At 47.1% G+C, this 21869-nt stretch carries 10 protein-coding genes; all 10 read right to left on the minus strand.

What is annotated here, in order from left to right; all coding sequences use genetic code 11:
• Window position 1: 1 nt before the first annotated feature.
• Genes ICL07_RS02685 through ICL07_RS02730 form a run of 10 tightly spaced genes read right to left on the minus strand, consistent with a single transcriptional unit; the run spans window position 2 to window position 21863 of the window.
• Complete coding sequence (locus tag ICL07_RS02685) at window positions 2–1522, minus strand: amino acid adenylation domain-containing protein (RefSeq protein ID WP_188086401.1); 1521 nt, start codon at window positions 1520–1522, stop codon at window positions 2–4.
• Window positions 1515–2678, minus strand: coding sequence for an acyl-CoA dehydrogenase family protein (locus ICL07_RS02690; protein ID WP_188086402.1), 1164 nt, complete (start codon window positions 2676–2678; stop codon window positions 1515–1517). Before ICL07_RS02690 ends, ICL07_RS02685 begins: the two co-directional genes overlap by 8 nt.
• A 12-nt stretch (window positions 2679–2690) precedes the next feature.
• Entirely contained in the window at window positions 2691–2960 is a 270-nt protein-coding gene (locus ICL07_RS02695; protein ID WP_188086403.1) for an acyl carrier protein, read from the minus strand.
• Window positions 2961–3000: 40 nt separating this feature from the next.
• Complete coding sequence (locus tag ICL07_RS02700; protein ID WP_188086404.1) at window positions 3001–3858, minus strand: 3-hydroxyacyl-CoA dehydrogenase family protein; 858 nt, start codon at window positions 3856–3858, stop codon at window positions 3001–3003.
• Window positions 3859–3886: 28 nt separating this feature from the next.
• On the minus strand, window positions 3887–4864 hold the full coding sequence (locus ICL07_RS02705) for a radical SAM protein (protein ID WP_188086405.1): 978 nt from the start codon (window positions 4862–4864) through the stop codon (window positions 3887–3889).
• A gap of 11 nt (window positions 4865–4875) precedes the next feature.
• Window positions 4876–6132 carry an ACP S-malonyltransferase gene (locus ICL07_RS02710; RefSeq protein ID WP_188086406.1) on the minus strand — a complete coding sequence of 419 codons (1257 nt, stop codon included), beginning with the start codon at window positions 6130–6132 and terminating at the stop codon, window positions 4876–4878.
• Window positions 6133–6140: 8 nt separating this feature from the next.
• The gene (locus ICL07_RS02715; RefSeq protein WP_188086407.1) at window positions 6141–7337 is read right to left on the minus strand and encodes a glycosyltransferase family 9 protein; all 1197 of its coding nucleotides are present in this window, start codon (window positions 7335–7337) and stop codon (window positions 6141–6143) included.
• A gap of 11 nt (window positions 7338–7348) precedes the next feature.
• Window positions 7349–13120 (minus strand): non-ribosomal peptide synthetase, encoded by a 5772-nt coding sequence (locus ICL07_RS02720; RefSeq protein ID WP_188086408.1) that lies wholly within the window; start codon window positions 13118–13120, stop codon window positions 7349–7351.
• Window positions 13121–13160: 40 nt separating this feature from the next.
• On the minus strand, window positions 13161–16991 hold the full coding sequence (locus tag ICL07_RS02725) for a condensation domain-containing protein (protein ID WP_188086409.1): 3831 nt from the start codon (window positions 16989–16991) through the stop codon (window positions 13161–13163).
• 24 nt (window positions 16992–17015) lie between these two features.
• On the minus strand, window positions 17016–21863 hold the full coding sequence (locus ICL07_RS02730; RefSeq protein WP_188086410.1) for a non-ribosomal peptide synthetase: 4848 nt from the start codon (window positions 21861–21863) through the stop codon (window positions 17016–17018).
• Window positions 21864–21869 lie beyond the last annotated feature (6 nt).

Raw genomic sequence — 21869 nt, forward strand, 5'->3', positions numbered from 1 at the left:
ATCATTTTAGTGCCTGATTAAAAAAAACATACTGCAACAGTGCGGCGCGGTCCGCCTTTCCATTGCTGGTAAGTGGAAAAAAAGGAAGGAAAAAATATTGACGGGGAACCATATATTCCGGTAACGATAACGCAAGGAATTGTCGCAACCCGGCGGCTTCCAGGGAGCCGGTGGTCTGGCAGAAGGCCGACAGGACTTCTACATTTTCAGCTACCCGTTTTACCAACACTATACAGTCCTTTACTAAGGGATGTCGATTAACAGCCGCTTCTATTTCGCCTAATTCAATTCGGATACCATGGATTTTTACCTGAAAGTCGATCCGCCCGTTATATTCCAGCTGGCCATCTTTTCTTAAACGTCCGTTATCTCCGGTCCGATAAGCCCGCTGTCCACCGGTTGCGGGGCACTGGAAAAATTTTTCGGCGGTAAGTTCCACCCTATTCAGATATCCCCGGGCGAGGCCGTGACCGGTTATCATTATCTCCCCTGTATCTTCCATTACGGCTACACCATCTTTGACTACCCATACCGATACACCGGTAATAGCCTGTCCAATAGGAATCTGATGCTCCGACTGTGCCGGAACATCATAAAAGGTAACGTCTATCGCTGCTTCCGTAGGACCATAGAGATTTACCAGCAAAGGGCCCTCCGGAAACACCCTGTAAAAGTCCGTTACATGCTGTGATTTCAATGCTTCTCCGCTGGAAAACACTTTCTTCAGCGTAGCAGGAAGTGGTGGCCGGGCTTCCTCCAGATAGTACAGGAAATTACCCAGCATGGATGGCACAAAGTGTATAACGGTTACTTTACAACGAATTATTTCCGAGGAAATTGCCAGCGGAAATTTCTCCATACCCGGCGCCAGGAAACAGATAGTAGCCCCTGTAAATGACCACCATAACAACTCCCATACTGATACGTCGAAAGTATAGGGCGTTTTTTGCAATACCACATCGTATTCGCCTATGGCATAGCTTTCCTGCATCCACATCAGCCTGTTCATCAATGCATACCGTTCTATCATCACCCCTTTAGGCATACCTGTTGAGCCCGACGTGTAGATCACATAAGCCAGGTCTTCCGGTCTGGCGCCGGGTTCGGGCTGAATAACGCCGGCAGGTATTGCCATTGAATCGAGCAGTATATGTTCAACAGGTAACTGGTATTTTTCTGCATACCGGGTGGTGGTTAGTATCAGCGTAGTAGCGCTGTCTTCCAACAGGTGGTTCAGCCGCTGCTGCGGATCGGTGACTGAAAAAGGTAAAAATGCGCCACCGGCTTTCAGCACTGCCAGGATAGCGATCATCATTTCCGGGGAGCGGTCCAGTAGTAGTCCGACTATTTTATCCGGTCCTATCCCTTTGTTCTGCAGGATTACAGCCAACGCGCCGGACATGTCGCTCAGGGCCTTCCATGTCAGCACCTGGTCCCCACAGATCAGCGCAGTATAATGCGGCTTTTTTTGCGCCATTGCTTCGAAGGCTACCGCAATATCCGGATAAACAGGTTTATTCATATACAGGTTGTTTAGGCGACAGGTTTTTAAGAACAGTATCAGCAACTATATTTTCACAAACCTGTGTTGTGCCTTCTATGATTTCCATAATTTTAGCATCCCGGTAGCAGCGGGATACCGGCGAGTCTTCATGACAACCGGCCGCACCGTGGATCAGCACTGCCTGGGAGGCTGCCCATACTGCATCTACAGACGCTGTTAGTTTTGCCATCAGGGTGGTATGAATAGCATCCGGGTGTTGCATATCTTCCAGGCTGCAAGCATGCCAACACATTAACTGCACGGCCTCAAGGCGAGTCGCCATCCTGGCGATCTGTGAACGGATTTCGCCGATATTGGCAACAGGGCTACCTTTAGCCATTCTGCGCCGCGAAAACTGAACACTTTCTTCCAGACAGCTGCGGAACAATCCCGCAGCAGAACAGGCGGTGCTGATCCGTCCATAGTGCAGTCCCTGATTGGCTACACAGGAAATACCAAATCCGGGTTTTGCTACCATGTTCTCCAAAGGCACAAAACAATTATCAAAGGTTATCTCCGACAAATGAGAAGCCCGAAAGCCCATCATACCCGTCACCGGAATGATTGTCAATCCGGGTGTATCTTTTTCCACCAAACAAGCTATTGGCTGTTCCCCCTGAAGTTGTCCGAACACCAGCAACACATCAGCATATCCGGAAAAAGTGATCCATTTCTTTTTTCCATTCAGCAAAAAGCCACCGTTAAACGGAGTAAAGCTCGTGTTGAGGAACCGTATGTTGCTCCCTCCTTCCGGTTCTGTGAGCGCAAAAGAGGCGATCGCTTCTCCAGCCGAAATTGCAGGCAGCCATTTGTGACATTGCGCAGCGGTGCCCCATTTCAACAAACTCATGGCTACCATTGACTGAACAGTAAAAAAACCAGTAAGCGAAGCACTGGCACTACCAAACGCTTCGTTGAGCAAACCGAAAGTAACGGTATCCCAATCGCCACCGCCATACCCGGATGGTAGCAGCCCTCCGATAAAGCCCCGCTCCCCGCAGACACGCAGGATCTCCCTGGGCATACATTGTGATGCCTCCCATGCCGCGGTATCAGGACAAACCATTTCCCTGACAAAGTCTTTAAACTCATCATATTTCGATTGTTGCGCAGCGGTAAGACGATTTATCATCATAAGTTCTCCTGTTTATTTTCCAGCTATGACAGCCACTTCTTTCTTCGTGTCAACAAACGTTGCAATATTATTGATGGAAGCAAAATTGTCCATACTCAGATCCTCCATGGTGATCTTTATTTGAAAGGTTCTTTCCAGGTAGGTCATCAGCTGGATAATAAAAAGAGAATTTACAATACCTGCTTCAAAAATATTCAGGTCGTCGGCAAAATCCGATACTCCTGTGGAGGTAGCAATCCACTCCCTGACCGTTTTTGCATAGGACGTTGTCTGCTCGTTCATGTTATATATTTTAATGGTGAATGGTGAATAAATAGGCTAGTCAGTAGTTATAATTATAGAAGCCGGCACCTGTTTTCCTTCCCAGTTTTCCCTCCGCCACCATTTTCACCAGCAGCGGACAGCAGCGGAATTTAGGGTCCTGATAGCTTTCATAGAGCACGTTGAGTGACTTCATCACGGTATCGATTCCAATGAGATCGGCAGTTTCCAGCGGGCCCATTTTATGGAAGAAACATTTTTTGAAGATATTATCTATCTCTTCAGCAGAAGCAACATTATCCTGGAAAACATAGGCAGCTTCATTCATGAAGAGGTGCGAAATCCTGTTGGAAACAAATCCGGGGTGATCGTTGACAATAATGGCTTCCTTCTTCATATCTTTCATAAGCTGATTTATTTCCTTCAACGTTTCTGCTGAAGTATAGCGACTCTTCATGACCTCCACAGTTGGCATCATGTATACCGGGTTCATAAAATGCAGGCCCACAACTTTGTCCTTTCTGTCGGTAATTTCCGCAACTCGTGCAATAGAGATACAGGAAGTATTTACGCCAAAGCATACATCTTTGGGACAGACATGACTCAATTCCCTATATACCTTTTCTTTGATGTTCCACTCTTCCGGTGTATTTTCAATGATAAAACCGGCATTGGTAAGATCAGCCATATCCGTGGTCAACAACAGCCGCTCTCTGTAATGGCCGGTATCAGTCTGCGCTGGTTGTATCTTCTGTACCATCACCGCCAACCTGATTTCCTGTTCAATTTTGTGAATCGCTTTATTGAGTATATCTGTGGAAATATCCAGCAGGGTAACCCTGAATCCTTTCAGCAGTAAGTCAATTGTTACACTAACTCCAATATTACCGGCGCCAACAACGCCTATGTGTTTATTCATAAATGATGATAGTTTTAAGGGGGGATAGTTATCGCTGCAGGAGAATGCGGGTCTGTATAGCCTGAGCAACGGTACAGCCTTTGCAGCCGTGCGGGATGTTACCATCCAGCAGCTCTGCTTGTATATGGTAGCGTTCTGTCAGTACATCTGCTATGGTAGCGGGTGTTACTTTACCAAGTCCGTCGGTTTGTACATCTTTCATATAACAGCAGCCACTGGCTTCTCCATTTCTGTTAACATACAATCCATGTGTCAACCACGGGCACCCCTCAGAGGGTTTAGACATGAGCCCAGAATAGAAATTAGGATTACCTGGTTGTGGCGCCAACAGCGCTGTTACTTCGGGATCAGCGCCCACTACTTCTTCCATCCACTCCAGGTCCAGATCGTTCAATACCTGCGCTTTCATATCATCGTTATAGAAAGCGGTATAGATATCCATGTTCTGAAGAAACTGGCAGGTCATGCCGCCATCGAGACCAAGTTCGTGATATAACGCAATGATCCCTTTGTAGTCCGACATTGTTTTTTTCATAACAGTTACCGCAAAGCCTATTAATGGTTCCCGGAGCCTCATTTCATTGCGCAGTTCCAGTAGCGCTCCGATACCTCTGATCACTTTCTCCAGTTTTCCTCCCCTGATCTCCCTGAATTTATCCATATCCGGAGATTCAATAGAAACCATGATGCGATAAATTCCCAATGACAGCAGTCTTTTGATGTTCTCCGAAGAAAACAGGCTTCCGTTGGAGATAAAAGAAATACGGGCATCCGGGTGCAGCTGTCTGACCAAAGCTATCATATCAAAAAAATGGGGGTTCAGCAGTGGTTCCCCTTCTCCCTGGATAGAAATATGTTCCAGGTTCGTAACAGCGGATACCACCTCGCGAAAAGTTTCCAGTGTCATATGCTGCTGGGTCATGTGTCGTCCGACGCAGAAACCACAGGTAAAGTTACAATGTGTGGTAGGTTCCACCTGGAGATAGGGCAAGTCCGTTTGATACATAATAAAATAGTTTAGCCGGTGATCATTTTATATTCACTACCATGTTGTATAAGGTGTTTTTTCCCTAGCATATGCGAAATATATTCCTCTCTTTTGTGTTTTTCGATTTCTTTGGCCTCCAGTGCATCCCGGACCATCCTGACAGCGTCTATCACTTCCCCTGAGTTGATTTTCCGGTTATCGGCCGTTGCCTGCACATAGGTTGCTTTCAACGCCTGAAAAGGTTTCACCACCCTCTGTTTATACTCCTGCTGATTGGTGCTGTGGTTGGGCGTACCTACAATGATGCCGAGTCCTCTTCCGATAATAGTGTGGTACTCGGATTCTTCTATAAGAAAATGTTGTCTTACAGTTTCCAGGTGTTTATCTTCCGAAACGGAGAATGCGGTGATCTGTTCCGTGTTCCGCATCAGGAGAAATTTCAGCAGCTCTTTAGGTCCTAATTCAATGGCTACGTCCACGCCCTCTTTCTCCAATCGTTGTATCTGCCCGCTCCACAGGACCGGCGAGATAAGCTGGGCCGATAAATTGGCAGCCACCGATCCGGGGCCATCGTATAACAGCATGTTGCAATTGGCCAGTACTTTACTGGTACCTATGGCATACTGGTATTTGTCCAGCTCCCGTTTCATAGCTACTGCGGCGTCCAGCATAAGCGGACAATGGAATGGTCCATTCATGTTGAGCGGATAAACGATGCCGCCGGCTTTCTCCAGGCGTTTACCAAGTGCGTATACTGCACTTACATCTCCGGAAATAGAAACCTGATCGGGGCCATCATATGCCGATATATATACCCGGTGACCTTCTTCAAAGATTTCATTACAGCATTCATATACCTTTTCGGAATGCAGGTTAATACCCCACGCCATAGTACCGTTAATCTCCCGGAGGCAATCCTCTATGATCTCACCTCTTTTTTTTACCAGGTGAAGTGCATCGGGGTAGCGGATAACACCGGCAGCAGTAAGTGCGGTGTATTCACCAAGACTGTGTCCCAGGCAATAAGCAGGTTGTAATCCCACTTCCTTCATAAATACCCGGAAGATACCATAGCTGACAGCCAGCAGAGAGCATTGGGAAGCCTGCAGCGCAGCCAGTTCGGCAAAAGCATTTTTATCGAAACACAGTCTCCTGAAATTCATTTTCAACTCATCTTCCGCCTCCTGAATTGTTTGCCGGAAAATTGCGAAATTGTCATAGAATGTTTTTCCCATACCGGTGCTTTGGGCGCCTACACCTGGAAACATAAAAGCAATATTGCTCATAAACAGTATTAAGAATTGCCGATTATATGTGAACTGTGGTTGAATAATGGTTGTAACTGCTGAGTAAAATTCGCCCGGAGAAACCCGGTAATCAGCGCTACAGTAAAGTTTTTGCAAGAGAGGTAATCATGCCTGTATTGTTCCAGGAGGAATATTTCCCGTTGGCCGTTATCGTTGTCACCTACGAGGATACAATAAGAAAGTTGTTTGCCCCCCCACCAGTCCCACTTCGTCGTAGGGTCTTCAATATCCTTACCTGTGTAGGTAATGATGAGTGGTACATTTTCCCGGGGGAACCCGTTATTCACCAACACGCCATAAACAGCAGCGGCACAATGCATCATACCAGTACATGGACCAAAGATCAGCTTCACCGCCTTATCGGCCAGCAGAGATATATCGTTTCTTAGTCCCAGCTGGCGCGCGAAAACGAGCCTTGCCATCTGTTCTGATCCCAACCACGCTTCATAGAAAGTATCTTTCCCTATGCCTTTTTCATCATAGATGAGTATTTTTGCATTGGTGTTATCGATATAATATTGCAGGAGATCGAAGTAAACCTCCATGTTCAGCTGCTTGATTTTCCGGGAACTGTCGTCAAACATCACGATAAGGTTATCGTCTTCCTTTACTCCCTGCCCGCGCAACCAGTTCCCTCCCCACTCTATTTCTCCTGCCGTCAGGAAAAGTTCCTTTTGTACCGCGTCGGCATTATCCTGGATATAGTCTCCCAGACCGGGCAGCGAAGAAAAAATAGTATCCAATTTCGCCAGCTTGTCGAAGTAAGCCGTTACGGAAAACACCTGTGGAAAAGGACTTCCTTCCAGCACCGTATCTGCATAGCGGATACTGAGCATATTAAGAAATGCCAATTCAGTTTCAATGGAGGTGATGATAATCATATGATACTGCATGTAGTCAATTTCCATCAATGGCGTTTGGGACACTGCAGACACGTATGGATTATTCCGAATCAACTGGTGAACCATACCATTGGGGCAGTTCACCTCTATCTCTACCGATTCTTCAAAAAAACCACAAAGCGCTTTCAGATAACAGAACCGGCAAATAGTATCGCCGATAAAATGAAGAGGGAAATCATACAGCAGCAGCACTTTCATAGAATCGCCGCCTGTCGGCCGCTGAAGCATTTCAATCCGGTTTACCAGTAACAGTTCTTTCGGTGATAAATTATCTCTATGCATAAGCTTTCTGTTTATTCCGCTGTCAGTTTGGAAATGTACGCAGCCAGTTGCCTAACCGTCGGATATGTAAATACATCTTTTATATGCAGTCGTTTGTCTATCTGCCTTTTCATTTTCGATACTATCTGTAAGGCCTTGATAGAATCAGCTCCTGTAGTAAAGAGCTCATCGTCCAATCCAAGGTTATCCTTGCCTGTGAACTCTTCCCAGATTTCTGCCACTTTCTTCTCTATCTCTGTTTCCGGAGCACAATAAGCTACTGTGATTACTTCCTCTACTTCAAGAGAAAGCAGCGCTTTCTTATCTGCTTTGCCATTTTGAGTAAAGGGAATCATGCCCACGGCCAATAAAAACGAAGGCACCATCGCCGCCGGCAAATACCTGCCTACGTCCTTTCTCACTCTAACCGGGGCTATTGGAAATTCGGAAATATAGTACGCACGGAGGCTCTGTTCACCCGATGCCTCCTTCGCTACGAGTACCACAATTTCCCGTATATAAGGCAATTTTCTGAAGGCCGCTTCAATTTCAGCCAGCTCTATCCGGACACCACCTACTTTAACCTGGTCATCTTTTCTGCCCATATATATCAACGCACCATTTTCGTCCCATCGGGCATAATCACCGGTACGGTAAATTTTTCTTTGCAGCAATGGATGTGTTACAAACCGCTCCGCTGTCAGTTCCGGACGATTCAAATACCCCCTCGCTAACCCAATACCGGCAATACACAGCTCTCCCGGTACGCCGGCAGGCTGTATCTGCAAGCTGTTATCAAGGATGTAAATCCGGATATTGTCTATCGGGTAACCGATAGGTATGCGCGGATAGTTATCATTAGTTACATCAAACCAGGTGACATCTATGGTTGCTTCTGTAGGGCCATACAGATTTGACAGCTCAGCGGAGCAGTATTCTTTCAGGGTCATCATCCGCGATACCTGGTGCTTTTCCAGCGCTTCGCCGCTGGAAAATATCCGCCGAAGTGATGGTATGCTGCAGGCCTGTTCCTCCAGGGCATTCATAAAATAGGTCAATACAGAGGGTACAAAATGCAGGATGGTGATCTGATGAATATTAATAGCTTCTATCATCCCATCGGGGTCTTTTTCCAGCCCTTCGGGCGCTATGCAGAGTGTCGCGCCGGATATTGTCCAGAGTAACAGTTCCCATACGGAAACATCAAAAATATAAGGTGTTTTTTGAAGGATAATATCACGATTACCTATCTCGTAAGCATCCCGCATCCAACGCAACCTGTTCCGCAGCGCGCCGTGTTCTATCATCGCTCCTTTGGGCATGCCGGTAGAACCTGATGTATAAATTACATAAGCCAGATCCTCATCTGCAATAAGGGGTAGCGCCCCTGGTGATGCCAGCATGGCGGTTTCCAGGTCTAATACCCCGCAACCCTCCGGCGCATGGGTAAAAGTAGTTTCTGCTATCATGAGTGAAGCCCCGGCATCTTCAAGGATGTATCCTATTCTTGCCGATGGCCATGCCGGATCAATCGGGAGCCAGGCGTTTCCTGATTTAAGTATACCCAGCAATGCCATCAACATACCGGGAGAACGTTCCAGCATCACGGGAACAACCTGTTTATCTCCTTTTTTTCTGGCAATAATAGCAGCTGCAATGCGATCTGTGCAACTATCGATAAAGGCATGCGTAAACACCTCATCTTCATATATCCAGCCTACTTCGTCCGGACACGCGGCGACCCGATGCCGGTAAGTATCCAATATCTGAAGCTCCCTTTCAAAGTACTTATCCGTATCATTGAAGTCGATTGTCACCTGTTGCAGTTCTTTCGATGATAATACCTCGCTTTTACAAACGTCGCCATCCGGCTGACTGATAAACAGTTCCAATAATTTGATGAAATACGCATTCAGGCGTTCAGCCATTTCATCTGTCACACATCCCGAAGCGTATACGATGGTTAGTATCAGGTTCTGCCAGGTATTATTGATATGAAAATCCAGTAGCGTATTTTCATTGATAAAATGGGAAATGCCAAGGGAGGTCGCGGTATTATCTACTGGTGCCTCTTCCATGCCTTTCACTACGTGAAAATCGATATAGTTGAATTTTGTATCGAAGAAGGGATTTTTCTCCGTAGTCTGTTCCCCGCAAATATTCATAATCTCTGAGAGGGACACGCCATCGACATATTTCAGTGCTTTCAGTTTTCTATCCACCAGTTGCACAAAACCAGCCCAGCTTGGGGCCTCATCTGTCTGGAGACGTACCGGTACAGTATTCAGGAAACAGGCTACGAGCTGGGCGGCATCCATATCCGGCGGACGAGTATTGGTAGTAAGCCCTACCACGATATCCGCATCGGAGGAAAGCATATTGATGGTATAGGCGTAGGCCGCAAAACAGATATGTTTAACGTTGGTATCCAGCCTGCGTGCGGATGCTTCCAGTTTTTGATACATCTCATGACCCAGATGCGATATTTTTCTTTTGAATCCCAAAGCGGATCTGTTGTGTGAACTGCCAATAGCCACCCTTTTATAGTCTTTCAACTCTTGTTGCCAGAAAGCGGCTACCTGGGGATCCTTTTTGCTGATCATCTCCTGAATGATAAAATCTCTATATGAGACGGACAGCGGAGAGAGCTTATAGTCTTTGTCAGTAAATAACCGCAGATAGGTATTATTCAGTTCTGTCAGAAAAGAGGCCTGGCTCCAACCATCCAGGATAGCATGATGCAATTCAAAAAGCAGTACATGGAAATTATCGCTGCATCTATAGAGCGACATTCTCCACAGTGGCGGTTTTTCCAGCTCAAATGGCTGATTTCTACCGGCAACCAGTGCTTCTTCCAACAATTCCCGTTGCTCCTCCGGCTTATGATGGGAAATGTCATGGAGAGGTATTTGATATTCAGCCCGATCATATACGATGTGTGCATAATAATCCATCCAGAAGGCGCTTCTGAAGATGATGTGTTTCTGCACCAGCATGGCAAGTGCCTGCTCAAAGTGCTCACAGGAGAAATCTTCATACCTGATTTCCAGCACTACCTGTTCATGGTATACTGCTTCCGCTGTATTAAGATTACTGTAGTAAGTCATTCCTTTCTGGATATCACTCATCGGGAAAATATCCTCAATGGCACCATAAGCAGGAAGCGCCTTATTATTGATAATGACTTGCCGGAATTCGTCCAGCTGTTGCATGGCTTCTCCTTTAGCCGCTATTGTGCCGGATAATGCCTCCAGTCTGACCAGATTGGTGATTTCGCGGATAGTATCGTACCTATAGATATCCGCGATCTTGAGGTTTCTTCCAAAAGCTTTATTGATTTCCCCTATCAGGCGGATAGCCCGTATAGAATCTCCTCCGATATGGAAATAGCTGTCTGTTGTGCTGATATCTTCCTGTTTCAACAGTCGTTGCCAGATGCGAAGCATTTTTTCTTCCACTTCATCTTTTGCCGGTACCACTATTTTAGTGGCAGTATGCCTGTACTTACGCAGGGCGGTATGATCGATCTTATTATTATTGGTTAGTGGAAATTTTTCAAGGCTGACAAAAGCGGCCGGCACCATATACGGTGGCAAACAAGATGCGGCGAACTTACGCATCTCTTCTCCGCTGATACCCGTGGCGCCAGAAAGATAGGCACAAAGCGATTGATGCCCCTCTTCATCTGTTTCAGCCAATACTACTACGCCCTTGATTCCGGGGAGACGGAGCAGCTGGTTTTCTATTTCTCCGGGCTCGATCCGGTATCCTCTGAGTTTTACCTGGTGATCAAGCCGATGAAAGTATTCCAGGTCACCGTCCGTTTTCATACGCACGCAATCGCCCGTTTTATATAACCGTTGTCCGCTCTTAAACGGGTGGACCACGAATCTCTCCGCTGTTAACAAAGGCTGATTAAGATAACCAATGGCCAGTCCTTCCCCGCCTACATACAATTCTCCTTTAACACCGGCCGGCACCAGCTGGCCTCTGCTGTCCAGAACCAGTAACTCCAGTGTAGGCAGTGGTTTTCCTATATTACTTGTACCATTGGCAATGTCTTCAACCGTGATTTTCTTATAGGTTACATGTACAGTTGTTTCGGTAATACCATACATATTAATAAGATCTACGGCCGGGTACCGGTTAATCCAGTTTTTTAGCCGGGAGGGGGCCAGTGCCTCTCCGCCGAAAACAACTGTTTTCAACGGCAATTCAGCCGCCGCGGGCAACGCAGTCAATGCAGCTTCCCCGAAAGCGTAAAACGCCGAGGGGGTTTGATTCAATACTGTAATCCCCTGTTTCATCACCAACCCGAGGAATTGCCGTGGATCGCGGGCCACCTCTTTGGTGACGATTACCAGACGGCCACCGTATAGCAAAGCGCCAAATATCTCCCAGACAGAAAAATCAAAATTATAGTCATGAAAAAGTGTCCATACATCGGTATCAGAAAAATCAAAAAGTGAGGCATCATTGAATAACAATCTCACAACACTACGATGTGAAACCATTACACCTTTAGGCAATCCGGTAGTACCAGAGGTGTAAATGACGTATGCAGCATCATCCGGATGCACTTTCACTTCCAGAGGTTGGACGGAAGCGGTTTTCCAGGCTTCATCATCCGTAAGCAGCACCTTTACCCCGCAGCTGATTTTAGCGACATACACCTGATCAGCCACTATCCATCCGGCATTACTATCATTCAACAAAAAATCAATCCGTTGCTGTGGCAGGTCCGGATCTATCGGCAAATAGGTAGCCCCGCATTTCAATACACCTATTATAGCGGCGATCATTTCCGGCGAACGGTCTATAAGCAATGCCACCAATGATCCATTACCAGCTCCGTTGCTACGCAGCCAGTTGGCCACCTTGTTTGACTGCTCATCCAGTTCACCGTAAGACATTTGACGATCTCCGCAGCTGATCGCTGTATTGCCGGCAGCCAGTTGCACCTGCTGCTCAAAAAAGCCATGAATAACCGCGTTATCAGGATACTTCACGGCAGTATTATCCAGACAATGAAGTAACACACCCATATCTTCGCTACTGAGCATATCTATTTCAAATAGTGGCTTGTTTGGATAAGTGGTAGCCTCATTAAGAAAAAAACACAGGTGCCTGACAATACTGGAAATGGTGTCCGGCAGATAAGCTGTCTTGTCAAATACAACCGTTATCTGCCAGACGTCCTCCGTTGGATCAAATATAAAATGTAAGCGATGTGGTATCTGCTCTGCATATTCCGGATCATGTAAACCTTTCAGGGAAACGCTTACATCGAACAGCGGAAATTCATGTTCGTTGTCATATTCCATTCCCAACAGGGAGGGCAATATTTTTACCGGGTAATTCTGATGTTTCAACGCATCAGTCAATGCAGATTTTACCGCTGTGAGTGCCGACCGGAAGGTCTCTTCAGAAAAATTCCGTCTCAGCAAAAGCATGGTATTAATCAGGGAATGCACCGGTGCCTGCTGATCATAAACGGGCGTGCCGATGACTACATCAGACAGGGAAGTATACCTGGACAAAAGCGCCATCACTCCTGTCATCAGTATCATATGCAACGCTTTTTCATTTCCTTTGGCATGCGCATTGAGTTTGTCTGCCAGGGTGGCAGGTAACTCAAAGATCAATTTATCCGGTGTAGCCGGCTGTAACCTGTTATCGCGGTCATACGGGAAAACAGCCTTTTCGGGATTTCCCGAAAGCAGTTGCAACCAGAAGTTTCTTTCGGCGACGTGCTGGTTGGCAACAATGTTTAACTGGTCTTGTACAGGAGAAGTGGGTATCATTAGGCTAATCTTTTTTAAGGAAAAACTTATCTGAATCTGCTTAGAAGGAGAATTCTATTTCTTTATCATCTTTATTTTCCCGCAGGCTGTTTAGCGTAACGGACAACTGCAGATCGGAGAGCAACAGGTGCCCGCCCTCCTCCACCGCATGCGCGAGTTGAAGCAGGTAGCCAATAAACTGCCTGACGGCGTGCTCATCAAAGAGCTGAGTACTGTATTCAAAAGCCAGCAGTAGTTTTTCTTCATACGCGAGACAGTGCAGGGTTAGGTCAAACTTTGCGTGCCTGTTCCCTATATGCAGCGGTTGCATATCCGGCAGGTGGTCAATATTTTCCTCTTCGGCGGCTTCGTTATACGAGAAAGTCACATCGAAGAGTGCATTCCTATTCTTCGCGCCGGCATGTTCCAGTTTGTATACCAACTCCTCTATCGGGTACTGCTGATTGGCCAAAGCTTGCTGCAGGCGGTGATTCACCTCTACCATAAAAGCCGACAGGCTTTTATGCGCCGCCGGATAACTCCGCAGTGCGATCGTATTAACAAAACAACCAACGACTGGCTCCATTTCCACCTGTTGCCGGTCCGATACCGGTATACCCACCACGAGATCTTCCTGGCCGGAGATACGCGCTAACAGGATATTATAAAGGGACAGCACGAGTACAAACAACGTAACTCCTTCATGCATCGCCAACCGGCGGAGGCGCTCTGTGAGCAGCGCATCCATTTCAAAAGAGATCGTCTGTCCTTTAAAATCCCGGAGTGCCGGTCTTTTAAAACTTAGAGGGAGTCGCAGGGGGGTTACAGGAATGCTGAATTCGCTGCACCAAAATTGCTCCTGAGCAGCGAGTGTTTTTGCCCCTTCGGTGTGTAACCACTCCACATAATCTTTAAAATGAAGTTTCAGAGGCTGAGGTGTGATACCTGCATAAAACCCTGATAAGTCCCTGGCCATCAGCTGATGAGAAATCCCATCAGAAATAATGTGATGCGCATCGGCGATCAGCCATGTCTGTTCTCCTGCTGTGATGCAGGTAACACTTATTAATGGGGCCCGGCTTAAATCGAAGGGGCGTATGGTATGCTGCAATAACTTATGGATGTCTTTACCATCGGCGACCTCCAGTAACTGCAGGTTAAAGTCTACCGAGGCATGTATCTGCTGGTACAGTTCTCCGTTTATGACCTCAAAAGAAGTACGCAATGCTTCATGTCTTTCTATCAGGCGGCGAAAAGCAGTTTCCAGTTGCGGTATATCCACCCCACCACGCAGCGCATAGGCTTGTGTCATATTATACGTGGTAGTAGTTGGCTGCAGCTGCTGGAGGCTGTATAGCTTACGTTGTGCAGAGGTAGTATGGTAATATAACTTACGCACAGCCGGCATCATCCCGGTTACAGGTATCCCTCCGCGCTCCTCCACCAATGCTGCTATCTTCTTCAAGGTTCGTACCCGGAGAATATCTACCAGCGAAATCCTGACCTTAAAAATGCCCGAAATCCTCGATGCCATCTGGATCGCTTTGAGTGACTGCCCGCCAAGTGAAAAAAAATCATCATCTCTGCTGATGCGGGAACTGTTGTCTTTCAGTAATTCGTCCCATATCTGCGCAACACGTTCTTCTATACGCCCACAAGGCGATTCATAACCTGCATTCCTCTCCCTGTTCAGCAACAGCCGGCTGCTATCAGGCAAACCTTTGTGTGTAAGCGGGATTTCAGCTACTACTATAAATGCGGATGGAATCATAAAGGGAGGTAACTGCTGTACGGCCATATTTTCCCAGGTGGTATGCATTACATGGGGATCATCATTACTGAGTACAAAGGCAAGGAGCGCTTCCGGCTGACGGGGATCTTTACAGAGTACCACCTCTTTCACGCCAGGGAAATTGCGTATAGTATTTTCTGCTTCGTTGACGGAATAACGATACCTTCCAGTCGTTACAGGCGCCTCATTGCCTATATAAAGAAACAGGCTGCCATCCTGATAATAGCCTCTATCAACCGAAATAAAGTAGCGATTTGCTCCTGTTCCCTTAAAAGTCGCCGCCGTCTGTTGCGGCGTGTTAATATATCCTATGGCCAGTCCGTCCCCGCTGAAATAAATATTTCCTTTCAGGCCCACAGGCATTTCCATACAACAGGTATCACGTACCGTTACATGCTCCTGTAAGGGACAATTGAAGGGCAATCCGGCTCCCGTACCTGCTTTGAACATCGTAACAATACCTGGTGCTTCAGCAATGCTGTATTCATGTAATATTTCAGTTGTATTGCCGGCAGATAGCTGCAAGGCTGGCCCGGCCCGTTGCGGTATATTTCCCAGGGTAATAATGCGGCGAGGTAACCCGTCTTGCGGCAGTTGCCTGTACAATAACGCCAGTTGCGCCCCTGTTATCCTGATCAGGTCTGGTTTACAACTGGTAAGCAATTCGATAAATGCCGTATCTGCATACCCTTTCCGCGAAAGAATAAGTGTCCGACCGCCTGTTAGTACAGGTAATAAGGTGGTGATGCCTAAATAACAGGCAGGCGTTACTGCCAATGCTACTTTTTGTATGCCTGCATAATAAGTTGTCATAACATGACTGCTATGTAGCAGCAAAGCATATTGAGAGATCAGCACCATGTCTCCCAGGGATGAGTATAACGCACATGCAGCCCGTTGCAGGCTACTTTCATTGACCGGGATAAAGGTATTGCCCGATGCAATGCCCTCAGACCATATAACGGGGATATTTATTTCGAGCCTGTCTGCCAGATTGCGATCTGCCACGAGGTATTGTGGCGAAGCGTCACGAATAGCAGCCTGTTGTCTGGCCAGGGTGTCGTATCCGTCTAATGGCACAAAGGCATGTCCAGCCATCATAATACCGATGCAAGCGATAATAGTCGTAACATCATCTTCCAACAACACAGCTACCAGCGTATTTTCCGGCATGCTCAAGCGTTGAATATGGGCCGCTATATGGCGACTTTTTTCAACCAGTGTTTTATAGGTAATCTGTCGCTCCTCACAAACAATGGCTATTGCATCCGGTGCTTTCTCCGCATATGCGGTAATGAGTGAGGGAATATCTGTATGCAATGCCGTATTCTCCGGACAAACTTTTTCTTTCTTTTCGTTCCACGGCAGGGTAGCCAATGGGCTTCCGGTTTCAAAGAGCACATTTTTTTGCAGCTGAAGGAATGCGGTGACCAACGATTGAATGGTAGCTGGCTCATATAACCGGCTGTTAAAACGCAACGTCATCGCTACACCTTCAGGCGTCACTTCAAAAGTAAAAGACAGCTGGTGAGGCAAATATTGAACATACCAGGCAGGTTGTAATCCCTGTATGATCACTGAAATATCAAAAAGGGAGCAAGGTTCTCCCATGGCGGCCGGCCGCTGTAAATCATCTGCCAGCACCTCCAATGGATAATTCTGATGTGCCATTCCTGCGAGCAGGCGATCTTTCACCCGCTCTGCCAGGTCCTGGAAAGTCATGTCCGGCCTTAGGTGGACACGCAGCGGGAAGCACGTATTAATCAGGTTGTCCCGATTCTGCTGGTAAATAGGTACCCCCAGCACGACCTCATCATATCCGCCATATCTAAAAAGCAGCAGGCATACCAGTGACAACGCATATACCTGCAATGCTTCTTCTGACGAATAGCTGAGCCACAACAATCGTTCAGATACTTCTTTCCCGAGCGAGCACTTATAATCCTGATACAGGGGTTCCTCTCCGCTGACAGGGAAGTAATCATAAGGGAAACAGCATTTCTGAGGTAACGCATTCATTTCCTGCAACCAGTAGTCCTTTTCTGTTGTACTACGGGCAGCGGCAGCAAACAAAGCTTCCCTGCTTCTTAAATTCATCATCAGCGAAATCGGGTTATTAGTTATTTAAAAGCGCAGTTTAATGTCCTGTATACCTGTATCAGCGTGAGAAAGTGCAGATGAAAATTCAAATTGGCCTACAGGCATTTCCGGATGTTTGCAAATACAATCAGCCAGTATCTTCAGGTAGTCTATAAAACGCCACGCCGTATCTTCTTTGAAAACGGTATTATTATACTGTAATATAATTTTAATTTCATCCGGCCTGTCTATCATTGTGAGACTAAGGTCGAACTGTGTGCTGTTATCCGAAGCGTGCACATTATCGAAAGTCAGTTCCTGATTACCTTTTGCAGCTACCTGGGTATCCTGTTGCTGCACGGCAAACCAGACGGAGAAAAGCGGGTTGGGACGGTTCTTGTCATAGAATGGCGCCACCGCTTCTACCAGTTGCTCAAACTGATAATCCTGATTCTCAAATCCTTTTAGCAGCAACTGTTTTACTTCACGGAGATAGCTTTCAAATGTTTTCTGATTTTCGGGGCGGGTCCTGATAGCGAGGGTATTTACGAAGGCACCCATGATCATCTCCAGGTCGGGATGGCGTCGCCCCAATAACGGAGTGCCGATTACAATATCCTGCTGACGCGACAATTTGGACAACAGGATACTATACAGCGTGAAGGTTAACGCAAAAAAAGTAACGTTTTCCTTTTCCATTAGCTTCCTTAATTCGGCAGACCGCTGCACGCTAAATTCTCCCTGTACAACACTGCCTCTGCCAGCAACCCGCCGGGAAGGCGGATAATCGCCTTCCAGTGACAATACCGGAATCTCCCCGCTGAACTGGGCAAGCCAATACTGTTCCTGATTACGTAATTTCTGTTGTTGTTTTTCGCCGTTTTCCCAAACAGCGAAATCTTTATACTGTATTCGCAGGGGGGGCAGCGTTTTTCCCTCATACAAGGCTACCAGGTCTTTCAGGAATACCTGGAAGGAAAAGCCATCGGAAATAATATGATGCATATCAACCAGCAGTAAATGCCTGTTTGCAGCGTATTTTACCAGGTCTACACGCATCAGCGGCGCGACAGTAAGATCAAAAGGCCTGATGAACGCTGCGGTACGGACTTGTATATCAGCCGCTACCTGCTCCGGCAATAGGGTCGACATATCCTGCCAACCTATTGTGAGCGTACTGCCGGTAACAATTTTCTGAGCTGGCTGGCCTGCAACTTCAAAACAGGTGCGTAACGATTCATGGCGGTTTGTCAGTTTTCCAAAAGCCTGCTTCAGCCTGTCAACGTCAAGTGGACCATTGATCTCCACAAAGAAAGGCAGGTTATAGCTGGTATTTTCTTCCTGAACATAATGCGCGGTAAGAAAACGCCGCTGAGCGCCGGATAACGGATGTGAAGCCTGGGCAGGAGCAATGGGAATCAGTAGTTCATCTTTATCGGCCCGGGCGTCCATAGCTGTTGCCAGCTCCTTGATGGTAGGATATTTAAAGATATCCGTAAGCGTAGCTTTCACCTGCAGCTGGTGATGAATACGGGAGGCTACCTGGATGGCTTTTACTGAATTACCACCGATGGTAAAGAAACTATCATTGGGACCAAACCCATCTTTTTTCAGCACGTTTTCCCAGATGGCCCTGATCTTTCTTCCTGTAAGACCAATCTCCCCCCATTCATCTTCATTGCGAACCACCTGCAATCCCTTCATTGCAGTCAATCCCCGAAGGTCCGTTTTCCCATTGGACATCAGTGGCAAATCTGCTACCCATATATAATCTGCCGGAAGCATATATGGAGGCAGGCTCTTTTCCAACCGGCTTCTCAATATATCAGTAACCGCTATTGGCCCTTTACCTTTAAGACTTGTCCGCCAAGCGTCCATATCAAACCTCAGCGGCATATAACCTTCCATCACCGGGCGAACTGCATACACATTATACAATCCCGTATTTTCATAACCGGTATCCTGGGTCACTTCATAACTGAAACCTTTCTCCTGTAACAGGGCAGTGATCTTAAGCAACCTGTCATCTATATCATGCACTTCGATGATGATCTGACGAATAATGGCCCAGTCGCTATCTCCTATTCCAAGCAGTACATCCCACTCGCCTTTTTCCACATCTATTTTCAGCAGATCTATTACTGTCAGCTGGTTAGCAACGATAATATCCCTTATGGTGGTAATATTACAGGTTACTTCCACCATTTCCAGGCGCTGTTTTAACAGCTGACTTGTTTCTTCTTCACTTAATTGATGTCCGCCTTTGTTCAGGATAATCTGCCGCAACAGGTTTCCATCTTCCTCCGCTTTGGCAAAGCGTCCGGACATGGCCGGGCTTTCCGGATAGTAAGTGAATCCGGCAGCGCCGTTTTCGTTCGCTACACCGATATTAAACAGTTGAGCGCTGATTCCATACAGGGCCATATTTTTTTTCAACACCCCGAAAATCTGCGGAACAGGTTCAAAGGCATATATCTGCGCCGCTGTACGCAACTGTGTAACGAATATGCTGAAGATACCAATATTAGCACCGACGTCCAGTATCACCGGCCGCTGTGGTAAACGCAACTGTTTACACCATGCTGCCTGCCCTCCAAAAACCTCCTCGTATACTTCCCCCGCATCTTTACGGCTGGCGGCAAAAAGGGATATTTTATCAGGCAGCTCTACAAAGCCTCCCTGTTCTCCTATTTGCAACAGGCGGCTCAGCAGCAAAGCTTCTCGCTCGTCCGGCACTACGTATGCGGTCAGCTGCCTGTCTTCTTCCTGACCATTTGCGGTGACACAAGCGGCGCGGATAAACGATGCCTGTGTGATCTGTGAGACTATTTCAGCCGGTTCAATCCTGTAACCATTAATTTTTACCTGTTCATCCAGTCGGCCAAGAAACAGGATATTACCGTCGTTCATCCACCGGGCCTTATCTCCGGAGCGGTACATCATTTTTCCAGCCCTGAACGGGTCCGGCAAGAACCTATCCAGCGTCAGTTCTTTCTTCCCCTGATATCCCCGGGAAACACCTTCTCCACCGATATAAATTTCACCGGCAATACCGGGAGGCTGCACATTCAGATGTTCATCAAGAATATATATGCATTGATTGGCCAGCGGGCGGCCAATCGGCAATACTGCTGCAGGTGGTATCCGATCGGGGATTACGTCATAAACAGTGGCATCCACACAGGCCTCTGTAGGTCCATACAGATTACTCAGTTGCAAACCGGAAGAAGCTGTATATTCCAGAAATGCCTTCGCGAGCGTTGCCGGAAATGCCTCACCCGCAATAATCATCTGACGCAGACCAGGCATTTGATTACCTCCCCGGAGGCTTTCCAACAGCAGCCGGATATGTGCAGGTGTTCCATCAGAAACACTGATGCGATGCTCCCGGTAAAAAGCAATGATATTATCTCCCTTTGTCCTGTCTTCCTCCGACACAATGTATAAAGCGTGGCCTGATAAAAGGCTGCAGAAAATCTGCTGCACCGAAGCATCAAATTCAAAGGGCGCCAGCTGACAGATATTCAATGGTTCTGGCGCCAACCTGTCGTAAATGGCAACCGTTAACCCATGAACCAGGTTCACCACATTCCTGTGAGACACCATTACTCCCTTGGGCATCCCTGTAGAGCCACTGGTATAGATAATATAAGCCAGGTCATCTCCATCCGCAACCACCTTGTTTAATGGCGCCAATGCAGCTTCCTTGTAATCGCCGATCATCACTACCTGTTTCCTTTCCGGTACTTTGTCCCTAAACCCAGGTGTAGTAATCACCGCCGCCGGGGAGCTATCCTCCAGGATATATTGGATCCGGTTTACCGGGTAGGAAGGCGATACCGGTACATATACAGCTCCCGTCTTTAATATACCCAGGATAGCCACTACAAAATCAACCGAAGACTCCAGCAATACGGCCACGCGGTCCTGCCAACCAACATGTTTCGCCTGTAGATAGGCAGCGAGTTTATTGGTTTCCTGTTCCAGCTGTTCATAAGTCATCGTAGCACCTTTACAGCTAACCGCTATCCTTTCAGGGAAACGGATGGATTGCTGATTGAACAGTGCTGCAAGATGGCATGGTCCTTCCACCCGCCTGACTACAGGATTCACTTTTCTGATCCACGCCAGCATATCATCATTGTCTGCCAGGGTCAGCGCGGATATATCCTGATCGGGATGCTGCAGAGCCATATGCAGCAAATGTTTGTAATAAGCGCCCAGCTGTGTCATTGTTTCAGCCTGGTAGCTGTTTGGATCATAGTGTATCTGTAAACTAACCGGCGTGCCGGTTGTTGGCACACTAAATCCGAACATTATGCGGTGGGGAATATGTTGGAGGCTGACCGATTGTTGCAGAGGTTCCAGCGCCAACGAAATATCAAAAAGCGGGAAAAGTGCGTCCGTATTATTTTTACTGTAATCGCCTGCCAGTATCTCAACAGGAAAATTCTGGTGATTGATCGCCTCCTGCATAGTATGTTGTGTTTTCCTGAGCAGTTCCCTAAAAGAGCAGGCTCCATCGAATACAAACATAACCGGCAGAACGGTATTCAGATAGTCGCCTGCCGGCTCCTGGCGATAGATCGGTGTTCCCAGGAGGAATATATCCCGGCGATTATATTTTTGCATCAGCAACCCCAGGCCGGACATTAATATTATGTGGAGCCTGGCAGGCGAAGTGTGGCTGAAAGTAGCCAGCAACGATATCAGTTCATCCGGCAAGGCTATCTGTACGCAAGCGCTTCGTGTTGCATCCGTATTACTGATACTATCTACCGGAATACTACTGTATTCCCAGTTACCAGAGAGAGCGTCCTTCCAGAATTTTTTTTCAGATGTTCGCTCAGCGGCAGCCATAAGCTTTTCTTCTGTAAATTCGTAGTTTGTCATAAAGTC

The organism is Chitinophaga qingshengii, assembly GCF_014529935.1.
Taxonomy (GTDB): domain Bacteria; phylum Bacteroidota; class Bacteroidia; order Chitinophagales; family Chitinophagaceae; genus Chitinophaga; species Chitinophaga qingshengii.

What these genes read in the sequence shown, in the direction of transcription:
- ICL07_RS02690 (WP_188086402.1), bottom strand. Translation starts at nt 2,678, where the DNA reads ATGATGATAAATCGTCTTACCGCTGCGCAACAATCGAAATATGATGAG.
- ICL07_RS02710 (WP_188086406.1), bottom strand. Translation starts at nt 6,132, where the DNA reads ATGAGCAATATTGCTTTTATGTTTCCAGGTGTAGGCGCCCAAAGCACC.
- ICL07_RS02695 (WP_188086403.1), bottom strand. Translation starts at nt 2,960, where the DNA reads ATGAACGAGCAGACAACGTCCTATGCAAAAACGGTCAGGGAGTGGATT.
- ICL07_RS02700 (WP_188086404.1), bottom strand. Translation starts at nt 3,858, where the DNA reads ATGAATAAACACATAGGCGTTGTTGGCGCCGGTAATATTGGAGTTAGT.
- ICL07_RS02685 (WP_188086401.1), bottom strand. Translation starts at nt 1,522, where the DNA reads ATGAATAAACCTGTTTATCCGGATATTGCGGTAGCCTTCGAAGCAATG.
- ICL07_RS02705 (WP_188086405.1), bottom strand. Translation starts at nt 4,864, where the DNA reads ATGTATCAAACGGACTTGCCCTATCTCCAGGTGGAACCTACCACACAT.
- ICL07_RS02730 (WP_188086410.1), bottom strand. Translation starts at nt 21,863, where the DNA reads ATGACAAACTACGAATTTACAGAAGAAAAGCTTATGGCTGCCGCTGAG.
- ICL07_RS02720 (WP_188086408.1), bottom strand. Translation starts at nt 13,120, where the DNA reads ATGATACCCACTTCTCCTGTACAAGACCAGTTAAACATTGTTGCCAAC.
- ICL07_RS02725 (WP_188086409.1), bottom strand. Translation starts at nt 16,991, where the DNA reads ATGATGAATTTAAGAAGCAGGGAAGCTTTGTTTGCTGCCGCTGCCCGT.
- ICL07_RS02715 (WP_188086407.1), bottom strand. Translation starts at nt 7,337, where the DNA reads ATGCATAGAGATAATTTATCACCGAAAGAACTGTTACTGGTAAACCGG.